Source organism: Paracoccus sp. J39 (genome assembly GCF_000518925.1).
In the GTDB taxonomy this organism is placed as follows: Bacteria; Pseudomonadota; Alphaproteobacteria; order Rhodobacterales; family Rhodobacteraceae; genus Paracoccus.
The window spans coordinates 129,732-142,130 of the sequence record NZ_JAEN01000013.1; the positions used below are offsets into that span (position 1 = coordinate 129,732).

13 protein-coding genes are annotated in these 12,399 nt (G+C 68.6%); 9 read left to right on the plus strand and 4 right to left on the minus strand.

Annotated elements, in window-relative coordinates:
• Nucleotides 1–16 precede the first annotated feature (16 nt).
• Genes paaK through paaG form a run of 3 tightly spaced genes read right to left on the minus strand, consistent with a single transcriptional unit; the run spans nucleotide 17 to nucleotide 2,605 of the window.
• Nucleotides 17–1,327 carry a phenylacetate--CoA ligase PaaK gene (paaK, locus tag L632_RS0114155; RefSeq protein ID WP_028713638.1) on the minus strand — a complete coding sequence of 437 codons (1,311 nt, stop codon included), beginning with the start codon at nucleotides 1,325–1,327 and terminating at the stop codon, nucleotides 17–19.
• A gap of 28 nt (nucleotides 1,328–1,355) precedes the next feature.
• Nucleotides 1,356–1,787, minus strand: a complete 432-nt coding sequence (paaI, locus tag L632_RS0114160) for a hydroxyphenylacetyl-CoA thioesterase PaaI (protein ID WP_232215716.1) — start codon at nucleotides 1,785–1,787, stop codon at nucleotides 1,356–1,358.
• Between the two features lie 29 nt (nucleotides 1,788–1,816).
• Nucleotides 1,817–2,605 (minus strand): 2-(1,2-epoxy-1,2-dihydrophenyl)acetyl-CoA isomerase PaaG, encoded by a 789-nt coding sequence (gene paaG, locus L632_RS0114165; RefSeq protein ID WP_028717020.1) that lies wholly within the window; start codon nucleotides 2,603–2,605, stop codon nucleotides 1,817–1,819.
• Between the two features lie 103 nt (nucleotides 2,606–2,708).
• Here paaG and paaN point away from each other — a divergent pair, with 103 nt between their 5' ends.
• The 7 genes from paaN to L632_RS0114200 all read left to right on the plus strand — a co-directional run bounded on the left by paaN (nucleotide 2,709) and on the right by L632_RS0114200 (nucleotide 10,845).
• Nucleotides 2,709–4,358, plus strand: a complete 1,650-nt coding sequence (gene paaN / locus L632_RS0114170) for a phenylacetic acid degradation protein PaaN (RefSeq protein WP_028713641.1) — start codon at nucleotides 2,709–2,711, stop codon at nucleotides 4,356–4,358.
• Nucleotides 4,359–4,391: 33 nt separating this feature from the next.
• Entirely contained in the window at nucleotides 4,392–5,537 is a 1,146-nt protein-coding gene (locus tag L632_RS0114175; protein ID WP_028713642.1) for an ABC transporter substrate-binding protein, read from the plus strand.
• 67 nt (nucleotides 5,538–5,604) lie between these two features.
• Nucleotides 5,605–6,477 carry a branched-chain amino acid ABC transporter permease gene (locus tag L632_RS0114180; RefSeq protein ID WP_011751016.1) on the plus strand — a complete coding sequence of 291 codons (873 nt, stop codon included), beginning with the start codon at nucleotides 5,605–5,607 and terminating at the stop codon, nucleotides 6,475–6,477.
• Complete coding sequence (locus tag L632_RS0114185) at nucleotides 6,477–7,436, plus strand: branched-chain amino acid ABC transporter permease (protein ID WP_028713643.1); 960 nt, start codon at nucleotides 6,477–6,479, stop codon at nucleotides 7,434–7,436. Before L632_RS0114180 ends, L632_RS0114185 begins: the two co-directional genes overlap by 1 nt.
• The gene (locus L632_RS0114190; protein WP_028717021.1) at nucleotides 7,433–8,212 is read left to right on the plus strand and encodes an ABC transporter ATP-binding protein; all 780 of its coding nucleotides are present in this window, start codon (nucleotides 7,433–7,435) and stop codon (nucleotides 8,210–8,212) included. Before L632_RS0114185 ends, L632_RS0114190 begins: the two co-directional genes overlap by 4 nt.
• Entirely contained in the window at nucleotides 8,199–8,900 is a 702-nt protein-coding gene (locus L632_RS0114195) for an ABC transporter ATP-binding protein (RefSeq protein ID WP_024843928.1), read from the plus strand. The genes L632_RS0114190 and L632_RS0114195 overlap by 14 nt, the downstream gene beginning before the upstream one ends.
• Before the next feature lie 4 nt (nucleotides 8,901–8,904).
• The gene (locus L632_RS0114200) at nucleotides 8,905–10,845 is read left to right on the plus strand and encodes a 3-hydroxyacyl-CoA dehydrogenase NAD-binding domain-containing protein (protein WP_028713645.1); all 1,941 of its coding nucleotides are present in this window, start codon (nucleotides 8,905–8,907) and stop codon (nucleotides 10,843–10,845) included.
• Between the two features lie 100 nt (nucleotides 10,846–10,945).
• On the opposite strand, the gene L632_RS0114205 is transcribed toward L632_RS0114200, so the two are convergent.
• Complete coding sequence (locus L632_RS0114205; protein ID WP_028713646.1) at nucleotides 10,946–11,494, minus strand: FMN-dependent NADH-azoreductase; 549 nt, start codon at nucleotides 11,492–11,494, stop codon at nucleotides 10,946–10,948.
• Nucleotides 11,495–11,631: 137 nt separating this feature from the next.
• On the opposite strand from L632_RS0114205, the gene L632_RS22740 reads away from it, so the two are divergent.
• Nucleotides 11,632–12,039 (plus strand): helix-turn-helix domain-containing protein, encoded by a 408-nt coding sequence (locus tag L632_RS22740; protein WP_036698316.1) that lies wholly within the window; start codon nucleotides 11,632–11,634, stop codon nucleotides 12,037–12,039.
• Nucleotides 12,040–12,146: 107 nt separating this feature from the next.
• Nucleotides 12,147–12,399, plus strand: a 253-nt coding sequence (locus L632_RS0114215; protein WP_028717022.1) for a ferritin-like domain-containing protein, incomplete at its 3' end; no start/stop codon positions are given.

Here is a 12,399-nt window from a genome sequence, read left to right on the forward strand (position 1 = left end):
CTGCCGCGATGCGGCATCATGTCTTGGGCCGGTTGTCAAGCACCCGCTTGGCCTTGCCTTCCGAACGGGCAAGGGCATTCGGATCCCTGACCTCGATCCGGGTCGAGACGCCGACCACGCTCTTGATGTGATGGGCCAGTTCCTTGGCGGAATGGGCGCGGGCGGCCTCGTCGGTCATCTCGGGGGTGCATTCGACATGCACGATCATCGAATCCATGCGGCCCGAGCGGGTCAGCTCGATCTGGAAATGCGGCGCGAGGCCCCGGCATTTCAGGATCTGCTCCTCGATCTGGGTCGGGAAGACGTTGACGCCGCGCAGGATGATCATGTCGTCGCTGCGGCCGGTGATCTTCTCGATCCGGCGCATGGAACGCGCGGTGCCGGGCAGCAGCCGGGTCAGGTCGCGGGTGCGGTAGCGCACCATCGGCAGCCCTTCCTTGGTCAGCGTGGTGAAGACCAGCTCGCCCAACTCGCCATCCGGCAGCACCTCGCCCGTCACCGGGTCGATGATTTCCGGGTAGAAATGGTCCTCCCAGATATGCAGCCCGTCCTTGGTCTCGACGCATTCCATGGCGACGCCGGGGCCCATGACCTCGGAGAGGCCGTAGATGTCGACGGCATGCATGCCGAAGGCCTCTTCGATCTCCTCGCGCATGGCGTTGGTCCAGGGCTCGGCGCCGAAGATGCCGATCTGCAGCGAGGATTCGCGCGGATCGAGGCCCTGGCGGCGGAACTCGTCCAGGATCGACAGCATGTAGCTGGGCGTCACCATGATGATGCGCGGCTTGAAGTCGTGGATCAGCGTCACCTGCCGCTCGGTCATGCCGCCCGAGATCGGCACCACGGTGCAGCCCAGCCGCTCGGCCCCGTAATGCGCGCCGAGGCCGCCGGTGAACAGCCCGTAGCCATAGGCATTGTGCAGGATGTCGCCCGGCCGCCCGCCGGCGGCGCGGATCGAGCGCGCGATCAGGTTCGCCCAATGGTCGATATCGGCCTGGGTATAGCCCACCACGGTCGGCTTGCCGGTGGTGCCGGACGAGCCGTGGATGCGCACCAGCTTGGACTGCGGAACGGCGAACATGCCGAAAGGATAGGTGTCGCGCAGGTCCTGCTTTACCGTGAAGGGGAATTTCGCGATGTCCGCGAGCGATTTGAGGTCCTCGGGATGGACGTCATGCTCGATGAAGCGGTTGCGGTAGAAGGGCGAATTTTCGAAGGCGTGCTTCAGCGACCGCTTCATGCGGTGAAACTGCAGGGCCTCGATCTCGTCGCGCGATGCGATCTCGATCGGGTCCAGCTCCTTCTTTTCCGGCGCCATTGGATGCATGGATTCCTCCCCTTGCAATGCTTTGCGGTCAGGATTCGACCGGCAGATGGGTGCCCTTGACGGTGCGGGAATGGCCGCGGAACTCGGCCACATGCGCGCCGTCCTGATTGGTGATGCGGATGTCGTAGATGCCCGAGCGGCCCCGGCGCGAGACCTCGCGCGCGGTCGCCGTCAGCCGGTCGCCGATGCGGCAGGGCACCAGATAGGTGATCGAGCAATGCTGCGCGACCACCAGCTGGTTGTAGCTGTTGCAGGCGAAGGCGAAGGCGCTGTCGGCCAGCGTGAAGATATAGCCGCCGTGGCAATTGCCGTGGCCGTTCGACATCGCCTCGGTGACGGTCATCGACAGCGTCGCCTCGCCCGGGGCGATATGGTCCAGGCTCATGCCCAGCCGCTGGCTGGCGGAATCGTCGTTCCACATCGCCTTGGCCGAGGCTTCGGCCAGCTCCTGCGGGGTCATCTGGGAAACGGGCTTCATGGTTGCGTCTTTCATTGTCCCCGGAACTCCGGCTTGCGCTTTTCCAGGAAGGCGGTGACGCCCTCGGCGTAATCGGCGCTGCGGCCGGCCTGCCGCTGGCAGTCGCGCTCCATGTCCAGCTGCTGGTCAAGGCTGTTGGTGGCGGCCGCCTGGATCAGCCGCTTGGTCAGGCCCAGGCCCAGCGTCGGACCCGCGGCAAGGGACACGGCCAGCGCCACCGCCTCGTCCATCAGCGCCTCGTCCGGGACCGCCTTCCAGATCAGGCCCCAGGCGGCGGCCAGTTCCGCCGGCAGCGGTTCGGCCGTCAGCGCCAGCGCCTTGGCGCGCGGCTCGCCCAGGATACGGGTCAGGCTGAAGGTGCCGCCGGCATCGGGGACCAGCCCGATCTTCGAGAAGGCCTGGATGAACTTCGCCGATTTCGCTGCCAGCACGATATCGCAGGCGAAGGCGACATTGGCCCCCGCCCCGGCCGCCACGCCGTTGACCGCACAGACCACCGGCTTTTCCAGCGCCCGGATCAGCCGCAGCGTCGGGTTGTAGAAGGTTTCGAGCGTCTGGCCCAGATCGGGGGCGGGGCCGCCCTTGCGCGGGTCGCGGTCGCCCAGATCCTGCCCGGCGCAAAAGCCGCGCCCGGCGCCGGTCAGCAGGACCGCGCGCACCGCGGCATCGTCATGGGCGCGCTGGATCCCGGCCCGCAGCGCCAGATGCATCTCTTCGTTGAAGGAATTCAGCTTGTCGGGCCGATTGAGCGTCAGTGTCAGCACGCCATCGGCCAAGACCGCCAGGACGGTTTCCGTCATCGGTAAAACTCCCTTGCCCCGGCTTTCGGGGGCTCCCTGAAAATTTTTGTTGCATAAACCGACCGGCCGGTCAATGATAATCTGGTCAAGTGTGGGGGGAGCCGTGACAGAATTTTTCGACCGCCATCGGCCGATGCTGGACGCTGCGCTGGAGGCGCTGCATCGTCGTGCCTTCTGGACCCCGTTTCCCGAGATTCCAAGCGGCAAGCTCTATGGCGAAACCGCCCGCGAGGACGGTCAGGCCGGGTTCGAGGCGTTGCGCAATGCCGCTTTCGAGCTGCCCGGCCACCCGAATCAGCGGCAGCTGGGCGGCGAGGTCTCTCCTTTTGGCGGCGCCTTGGGGATCACCTATCCGGCCGCCGATGCCCCGACGCTGATCGCGGCCGCGCAGGCGGCGGCGCCCGGGCTGGCGGCGGCCGGCGCCGAGGCGCGGGTGGGTGTCTGCCTGGAATCGCTGGTCCGGCTCAACCGCATCAGCTTCCTGATGGGCCATGCCACCATGCACACCACGGGGCAGGCCTTCGCCATGGCCTTCCAGGCGGGCGGGCCGCATGCGCAGGACCGCGGGCTCGAGGCCGTGGCCATGGCCTGGGACGAGATGACCCGATTCGCCCCGCAGGCACGCTGGGAAAAGCCGCAGGGCAAGGTGGCGCCGATCGTGCTGGAAAAGCACTGGACCATCGTGCCGGCCGGCCTGTCGCTGGCCATCGGCTGCAACACCTTCCCGACCTGGAACTCTTACTCCGGGATCTTCGCCAGCCTTGCCACCGGCAACCCGGTGATCGTCAAGCCGCATCCCGCCGCCATCCTGCCGCTGGCGCTGACCGTCCGCGTGCTGCGCGAGGTGCTGGCCGAGGCCGGGCTGCCGGCCGATTCGGTGCTGCTGGCCGTGGACGAGCGCGGCGCGGAAATCACGCAGGACCTGGCCACCCACCCGGCGGTGCGGCTGATCGACTATACCGGCTCGGGCGCCTTCGGCGACTGGCTGCGCGGCCACGCGACGCAGGCGCAGCTGTTCACCGAAGAGGCCGGCGTGAACACCGTCACCATCGCCGCCACCGACGATTTCGCCGGCATGTGCGCCAACCTGGCCTTTTCGCTGGCGCTCTATTCCGGGCAGATGTGCACCGCGCCGCAGAACATCTATGTCCCCGAGGGCGGCATCGACACCGACCAGGGCCACAAGAGCTGCGATGAGGTGGGGCTGGCGCTCGCCGCGGCCATCGACGCGTTGCTGGCCGATCCGGCCCGCGCCGCGGGCATCTGCGGCGCCATCGCCAACCCCGCGACGCTGGAGCGCGTGCAGCAGGCGCGAGGGCTTGGCCGGGTGCTGCGCGATTCGGCGCCGCTGGGGCAGGGGCGCACCGCCACGCCGCTGCTGCTGGCGCTGCGGGACGGCGATCCGGCCTGCGAGCGGGAATGCTTCGGCCCCATCGCCTTCGTCGTCGCGGTGAAGGATGCCGATACCGCCATTGCCCGCGCCGCCGATCTGGCCCGCCGCCAGGGGGCGATCACCGCCGCGCTTTATGACCGGGACGAGGCGCGCATCGCCCGCGCCGCGCAGGCCTTTGCCGCGGCCGGCGTCAACCTGTCGGTCAACCTGACCGGCAACATCTATGTCAACCAGTCGGCGGCCTTCAGCGATTTCCACGTGACCGGGGCCAACCCGGCGGGCAATGCCAGCCTGACCGACACCGCCTTCGTCGCCAGCCGGTTCCGACGCGCCATGTGGCGGCGGCCGGCGGCGGCCTGACCAAGTCAACTCGTTTCTGGGAGGAAACAAACCATGAAGAACATCCTGATGACGACCGTTCCGGCGGCGCTGATCGCGCTTGGTCTGGCCTCTGCCGCCAGCGCCGAGATCAGGATCGGCGCCTCGGTCTCGGCCACCGGCCCGGCCGCCTTCCTGGGCGATCCCGAGGCCAAGACCCTGCAGATGCTGGTCGAAGAGCTGAACGCCAAGGGCGGCATCAACGGCGAAAAGATCGCGCTGGTGCTTTACGACGACGGCGGCGACGCCAACAAGGCGCGCACCTTCGCCACCCGCCTGATCGAGGATGACGAGGTGCAGGCCATCATCGGCGGCACCACCACCGGCACCTCGATGTCGATCCTGTCGGTGGCCGAGGACGCCGAGATCCCCTTCATCTCGCTGGCCGGCGCCATCGACATCGTCCAGCCGGTCAAGCCCTTTACCTTCAAGACCCCGCATACCGACCGCATGGCCTGCCAGAAGATCTTCGAGGACATGCAGAAGAGCGGCATCCAGAAGATCGGCATGATCTCGGGCACCGACGGCTTCGGCGCCTCGATGCAGGCGCAGTGCAAGGACGTGGTCGGCGAATACGGCATCGAGATCGCCGCGGACGAGACCTACGACCCCAAGGACGCCGACATGACGGCGCAGCTGACCAAGATCCGCAACACGGCGGGCGTGCAGGCGGTGCTGAACCCGGGCTTCGGCCAGGGCCCGTCCATCGTGACCCGCAACTATCGCCAGCTGGGCATCGAGCTGCCGCTTTACCAGTCCCATGGCGTCGCCTCGGACGGGTTCATCGAGCTGGCCGGCAAGGAGGCCGCCGAGGGCGTGCGCCTGCCCGGCACCGCGCTGCTGGTCGCGGACCTGCTGGCCGAGGACGATCCGCAAAAGCCGGTGGTGACGGCCTACAAGGCCGCCTATGAGGGCAAGTTCAAGGAGCCGGTCGGCACCTTCGGCGGCTATGCCCATGACGGTTTCGCGCTGCTGGTCGATGCGGTGACGCGCGCCGGCTCGGCCGAGCCCGAGGCGATCCGCGACGCGCTGGAACAGACCTCGGGGCTGGCGGGCACGACCGGCATCTACACCATGACCCCCGAGGACCATCTGGGGCTGGACCTGTCGGCCTTCCGCATGCTGGAGGTCAAGGACGGCAGCTGGTCCATCGTCGAATGAACCCGCGCGGTCCCCGCAGGGGGACCGCTTCCGCCCGCTCGGGAGAGCCCTGCCAGAGAGCCTCGGCATGTCTGAACTTCTGCAATTCCTGTTTTCAGGGCTGACGGTGGGCGCGGTCTATGCGCTGGTCGCCCTTGGTTTCACGATCATCTACAACGCCTCGGACGTGGTGAACTTCGCCCAGGGCGAGTTCGTCATGCTGGGCGGCATGATCACATGGTTCGCCCATGCCGCCGGCCTGCCGCTGCCGCTGGCGGCGCTGATCGCCATCGTCGCCACCGCGGCGCTGGGGGTGGCCATCAACAAGCTGGCCATCGAGCCGGCGCGCGGCGCGCCGGTCGTGTCGCTGATCATCATCACCATCGGCGCCTCGGTCTTTCTGCAGGGCGCGGCGCAGCTGGTGTTCGACAAGCAGATCCACAGCTTCCCGGCCTTTTCGGGCGACACGCCGCTGCGCATCGGCGGCGCGACGATCCAGCCGCAAAGCCTGTGGGTGATCGGCGGCGCGCTGGTGGTCTTTGCCGGGCTGTGGCTGTTCTTCACCCGCACGCTTCTGGGCCGGGCGGTGCTGGCGACCTCGAACAACCGGTTGGCGGCGCAACTGGTCGGCATCAACACCAATTTCGTCATGACGCTGTCCTTCGCGCTTTCGGCCGGGATCGGCGCGCTGGCCGGGGTGCTGGCGACGCCGATCACGCTGACCGCCTATAACGTCGGCATCGGCTTTGCGCTGAAGGGCTTTGCCGGCGCCATGCTGGGCGGCATGGGCAATCCCAAGGGCGCGCTGGCCGGCGGTTTCCTGATCGGGCTGATCGAGGCGCTGACCGCGGGCTACCTCTCCTCGACCTACAAGGAGGCCGCGGCCTTCGTGGTGATCCTGCTGGTGCTGTTCTTCATGCCGCAGGGCCTGTTCGGCCGCAAATCGACGGAGCGGGTGTGATGCCGAGACTGACCGCCAAATCCGCCACTTTGCTGGTGCTGACCGCGCTGATCGCGGTGACGCCCTTCTTCTTTCCCTCGGGCTATTATTACCGGGTCGGCGCGCTGATCTTCGTCAACGGGCTGGCCGTGACCGGCATCGTGATCCTGACCGGTTATGCCGGGCAGATCAGCCTGGGCCATGCCGGTTTCGCCGGCATCGGCGGCTATGCCTGCGCGCTGGCGCCGACGCATCTGGGCCTGCATCCGTCGCTGGCCGTGGTGCTGGGCGCGGCGATCTCGGGCGTGCTGGCCTATCTGGTCGGCCGGCCCATCCTGCGGCTCAAGGGCTATTACCTCGCCGTGGCCACGCTGGGCTTCGGCATCCTCGTCTCGATGGTGCTGAACAACGAGCGCCAGCTGACCGGCGGCCCCGACGGCATTGCCGTGCCCGAGCTTGGCCTGCGCGGGCTGCTGAAAGACTGGGGGCTGGACCTGACCAACGGCCAGTTCTGGTATTTCTTCTGCGGGCTCGTGCTGCTGGCCGGCGCCTGGCTGGCGCTGAACCTGCATCAAAGCCCCAGCGGCCGGGCGCTGCGCGCGCTGCACGGATCCGAGATCGCCGCCGGCACCGTCGGCATCGACGTGGCGCGGGTCAAGCTGCAGGCCTTCGTCATCTCGGCCGTCTATGCCTCGGTCGCGGGTTCGCTGGTGGCGTTGCAGAACAAGTTCATCACCCCCGACGTCGCCGGCTTCATGCATTCGATCGAGATGGTGACCATGGCCGTGCTGGGCGGCGCCGGTTCGGTGCTGGGCGCGATCTTCGGCGCCGGCATCCTGACGCTGCTGCCGCAGGCGCTGACCGTCTTTGCCGAATACGAGCAGCTGGTGCTGGGCCTGGTGATGATGCTGGTGATGATCTTCCTGCGCGAGGGGCTTTTGCCCTCGGTCCTGCGCAAGCTGAGGGGGAGGGACGAATGACGCTGCTTTCGGTCGAAGGTCTGGGTATCAGCTTCGGCGGCATCAAGGCCGTGAACGATGTCAGCTTCAAGGTCGAGCCGGGCGAGATCGTCTCGGTCATCGGCCCGAACGGCGCCGGCAAGACCACGCTGTTCAACATGATCTCGGGCGTCTATCAGCCCGGCTCGGGCTGGGTGGTGCTGGAAGGCGAGGACGTGACCGGCATGGCGCCGTTCCGGCTGGCCAGCCGCGGCATGTCGCGCACCTTCCAGAACCTGCAGATCTTCCAGAACATGACGGTGCTGGAAAACGCCATCTCGGGCTTTCACCTGCAGGAGCGGGGGGCGGTGCTGGCCGACCTGCTGCACCTGCCCGCCTCGCGCCGCCGGGCGCGGGCGGCCGAGGCGGGGGCGCGCGAACTGCTGGCCCGGGTCGGGCTGGAGCGGGCGGCGGATCGCGAGGCGGGGAACCTGTCCTATGGCTCGCTCAAGCGGCTGGAGATCGCCCGCGCGCTGGCGATGAAGCCCAAGGTGCTGCTGCTTGACGAACCGGCGGCCGGCTGCAACGCCGTCGAGACCGAGGAGATCGACCACCTGATCGCCGAGGTCGCGGCATCCGGCACCGCCATCCTGCTGGTCGAGCATGACATGAAGATGGTCATGCGCATTTCCAGCCATATCGTGGTGCTGGACCATGGCGAGAAGATCGCCGAGGGCGCGCCGGCCGAGGTCAGCCGCAACCCGGCGGTGATCGCCGCCTATCTGGGAACCGAGGAGGGTGCCGATGCTGACGGTTGAGGGCTTGCGCTCGCGCTATGGGCGCATCGAGGTCTTGCACGGCATCGACCTGCATGTCGATTCCGGCGAGATCGTCACCGTGGTCGGCGCCAACGGCGCGGGCAAGACCACGCTGCTGCGCTGCCTCTCGGGCGTGCAGCCGGTCTCGGCCGGGCAGATCACCTTCCGTGGCGAGCCGCTGGCCGGGGTGCCGGCGCATCGCCGCCCGGCGCGCGGGCTGACGCAATCGCCCGAGGGCCGGCAGATCTTCACCAACCTCACGGTCGAGGAGAACCTGCGCCTCGGCGCCTTCCTCTACAGCGACGACCGGGTGGAAAAGGACATGCAGGACGCGTTCCAGATGTTCCCGATCCTGCGCGAAAAGCGCAACCTGGCGGCCGGCGGGCTGTCGGGCGGCCAGCAGCAGATGCTGGCCATGGCGCGGGCGCTGATGGGCCGGCCGTCCTGCCTGCTTCTGGACGAGCCCTCGATGGGCCTGGCGCCGATCATCGTCCAGCAGATCTTCGACGTGGTCAGCGGGCTCAAGGCGCTTGGCGTCACCGTGCTGCTGGTCGAGCAGAACGCCTTCGGCGCCTTGAAGATTGCCGACCGGGGCTATGTCATGGAAACCGGCCGCATCACAATGCAGGGACCGGCGGCGGAACTGATCGCCGATCCGCGCATCCGCGAAGCCTATCTGGGGATCTGAGGAAATGACCGTCACCATCGCCCGCCAAGGGGAAATCGCCATCGTCACCGTGGACAACCCGCCGGTCAACGCGCTGAGCCAGGCGCTCCGGCAGGGGCTGTGGGATGCCGTGGACATGCTGGACGCGGACCCACAGGTCGCGGCGGTGGTGCTAATCTGCGCCGGTCGCACCTTCATCGCCGGGGCCGATGTGACCGAATTCGGCAAGCCGCCGCAGCCGCCGCACCTGCCCGATCTGGTGGACCGGATCGAGGCTGCGCAAAAGCCTTGGGTCGCGGCCATCCACGGCTCGGCCCTGGGCGGCGGGTTCGAGGTGGCGATGGGCTGCCGCTTCCGGGTGGCCGCCCCCGACGCCTCGGTCGGCCTGCCCGAGGTGAGCCTGGGCATCGTTCCCGGCGCCTCGGGCACGGTGCGCACCCCGCGCCTTGCCGGGGCCGCGCTGGCGGTGGAGCTGGTCACTTCGGGCCGGCCGATGCGCGCGCCGAAGGCCCTCGCCGCCGGGCTGGTCGATGCGGTGATCGAGGGCGACCTGCTGGAAGGCGCCACAGCCTTCGCCCGGCAGGCGCTGGCCCGGCCCTTGCCCGCGCCGGTCTCGGCCCGTCCCGTCGCCGCGCCCGATGCCGGTTTCTGGGCCGAGCAGGAGAAGGCCGTGGCCAAAGCCGCCAAGGGCGCTGCCGCGCCGCTGCGGGCGCTGGCCTGCCTGCGCAAGGCCGTCGAGGCGCCCTTCGCCGAGGCCATGGCCTTCGAGCGCCAGACCTTCCTGGAACTGCGCGGCTCGGATCAGGCGGCGGCGCTGCGCCATGTCTTCTTCGCCGAGCGCGCCGCGCTGCGCCCGGCCGCCCTGCGCGAGGTGGACCCCTTGCCCCTGCGCCGCGCGGCGGTCATCGGCGGCGGCACCATGGGCGCGGGGATCGTCGCCGCCCTGCGCGAGGCGGGCCTGCCCGTCACCCTGGTCGAGCGCGACGACGAGGCGGTGGCGCGCGGCCTTGCTAATCTGCGCGGCATCTTCGCGGGCGGCGTCAAGCGCGGCAAGCTGACCGAGGCGCAGGCCGAGGCCCTGGCGGCCGGCGTCACCGGGACGACGGATTACGCCAGCCTCGCCGATGCCGATCTGGTCATCGAGGCGGTGTTCGAGGAAATCGGCGTCAAGCGCGCCGTGTTCGAGCAACTCGCCCGGGTCTGCCGGCCGGATGCGGTGCTGGCGACCAATACCTCCTATCTCGATCCGCGCGCCATCGCCGAGGGGCTGCCCAACCCCGAGCGTTTCATCGGCCTGCATTTCTTCAGCCCGGCCAATGTGATGAAGCTCCTGGAGATCGTGCCCGCGCCGGAAACCTCGGACCGCACCCTGGCCACCGGCTTCGCGCTGGCGCGGCTGCTGAAGAAGATCCCGGTCCGCGCCGGCATCTGCGAGGGCTTCATCGGCAACCGCATCCTGAAACGCTATCGCGCCGCGGCCGAGGCGCTGGTCCGCAAGGGCGTGCCGATTGCCGAAATCGACGCCGGCATGCGCGGCTATGGCTTTGCCATGGGCCCGTTCGAGGCGCAGGATCTGGGCGGGCTCGACATCGCCTTCCTGCAGCGCGAGGGCGCCCGGGCGGCGGGGCAGGAGGTGCCCGAGACGCTGGGCGACATCCTGGTCCGCGCCGGCCGCAAGGGGCAAAAGACCGGCGGCGGCTGGTATGACTATGCCCCGGGCGAGCGCAGGCCGCAGCCTTCCCCGGCGGTGGCCGAACTGCTGGCGGGCCAAATCCGGCCCGGCCCGGCGATGAGCCGCGACGAGATCGCCCAGGCCCTTGTCGCCGAACTGGCCGCCGAGGGGCAGGCGATCCTGGAGGAGGGCATCGCGCAGGCGCCTGCCGATATCGACCTGGTCGAGATCCACGGCTACGGCTTCCCGCGCTGGCGCGGCGGGCCGATGTTCGCCACCGGCATCCGCGGCTGACCCGCGGCGGGGGGCGGGCCCTCGCGTCATGCGGCAAGGCTGGGCCGGCATCCCTCCCCGCCGCCGGGACGGGCCCGGCATCTGCCGGGCCGCACCGCGATCAGGCTGCCAGTTCCAGGGTCTGGCCCAGGGCCTGCTCGATGGCGGCCTGCCGCTGCTCGGGACCCAGATTCACCCCGTCGGCCATGACGAATTCCGGCGCGATGCCGATGAAGCCGAATACCGAACGCAGATAGGTCTCCAGATGCTCCAGCGCCGCGGCCGGATGCTCGCTGTAGAAGCCGCCGCGCGCCAGGGCGACGATCACGCGCTTGCCCTTGGCCAGCCCCTCCGGCCCGGCCTCGGTATAGCGGAAGGTCCGGCCGGAAACCACGACGCGGTCGATCCAGGCCTTCAGCTGGCTGGGCAGGGTGAAATTGTACATCGGCGCGCCGATCACCACCGTCTCGGCCTCCAGGAACTCCTCGAGCACGGATGCGTCGGCCAGGGCGTCCAGCGTCAGATGCGGCAGCGGATGGCGGGCAAGATCGCGGTGCACGACGCGGGCATCCGGCCGCCCGGCGGCCAGCTTGTCCACGATGGCCCGGCTGACCGCGCGGCTGACGCTGTTTTCGCCGGTGATGCTGCTGTCGATATGCAGGATGGTCACTATTGCCTCCTAGGTATGGAATATATACTGCGGCTTCCCATGTAACCGGCATGCGGCCGGCCGCAAGAAGGCACAATCCTGTGCCGCGCTTACACGGCTGTGCCATGGTCACACAAAGGTAACCGGAGGATCTTCCCATGCACGACCCCGACAGTTTCGGTTGCAGGGCCTTTACCGCCGTCCTGCAGCGGATCGGAGACAAGTGGAGCCTGCTGATCGTCTCGGTCCTGGCCGAGGGGCCGAGGCGCTTCAACGAGCTGCGGCGCGAGATTCCCAGCATTTCGCAGCGCATGCTGACGCTGACGCTGCGCGGGCTGGAGCGTGACGGGCTGGTGTCGCGCACGGTGACGCCCAGCATCCCGCCGCGCGTGGATTACGAACTGACCGAACTGGGCCGGTCGCTGCGCGAGCCGGTCTGCGCCTTGGCGCAATGGGCGCTGGCGAATATCGGCACGATACAGGCCGCGCAGGCGCGCTTCGACCTGGCGCGGGGCGAGCAGGCCCGCCCCGCCCCGGCCGCGCCCGCACCCCAGCCGCGGGCCTGAACCTTTTTCTCTTCTGATTGTTCCGTGGAACATCTTTGCCTTGGTTTTGTTGATTGCGTCTCGGCTCCGGGTTTCGGGGCTGTTTTTTTTTAGGAAGGAGACATCCGATGCCCGACAAGGTCCTCGACGATCTTTTCCACGACACGCTGAAGGACATCTATTATGCCGAGCGGCAGATCGTGAAGGCGCTGCCGAAGATGGCGCGCGGGGCGCAGTCCGAGCGGCTGCGCGAGGCCTTCGAGCAGCACCGCGAGCAGAGCGAGACGCATGTGGAGCGGCTGCAGCAGGTGTTCGAGCTTCTGGGCAAGCCGGCGCGGGGCAAGACCTGCCCCGCCATCGAGGGCATCATCGAGGAGGGCG

Bases quoted from the DNA above. Each gene is read 5' to 3' on its own strand.
- paaK (WP_028713638.1), bottom strand. From the start codon at position 1,327: ATGCATCCAATGGCGCCGGAAAAGAAGGAGCTGGACCCGATCGAGATC.
- paaI (WP_232215716.1), bottom strand. From the start codon at position 1,787: ATGACCCCGCAGGAGCTGGCCGAAGCCTCGGCCAAGGCGATGTGGAAC.
- paaG (WP_028717020.1), bottom strand. From the start codon at position 2,605: ATGACGGAAACCGTCCTGGCGGTCTTGGCCGATGGCGTGCTGACACTG.
- L632_RS0114175 (WP_028713642.1), top strand. From the start codon at position 4,392: ATGAAGAACATCCTGATGACGACCGTTCCGGCGGCGCTGATCGCGCTT.
- L632_RS0114180 (WP_011751016.1), top strand. From the start codon at position 5,605: ATGTCTGAACTTCTGCAATTCCTGTTTTCAGGGCTGACGGTGGGCGCG.
- L632_RS0114185 (WP_028713643.1), top strand. From the start codon at position 6,477: ATGCCGAGACTGACCGCCAAATCCGCCACTTTGCTGGTGCTGACCGCG.
- L632_RS0114190 (WP_028717021.1), top strand. From the start codon at position 7,433: ATGACGCTGCTTTCGGTCGAAGGTCTGGGTATCAGCTTCGGCGGCATC.
- L632_RS0114195 (WP_024843928.1), top strand. From the start codon at position 8,199: ATGCTGACGGTTGAGGGCTTGCGCTCGCGCTATGGGCGCATCGAGGTC.
- L632_RS0114200 (WP_028713645.1), top strand. From the start codon at position 8,905: ATGACCGTCACCATCGCCCGCCAAGGGGAAATCGCCATCGTCACCGTG.
- L632_RS22740 (WP_036698316.1), top strand. From the start codon at position 11,632: ATGCACGACCCCGACAGTTTCGGTTGCAGGGCCTTTACCGCCGTCCTG.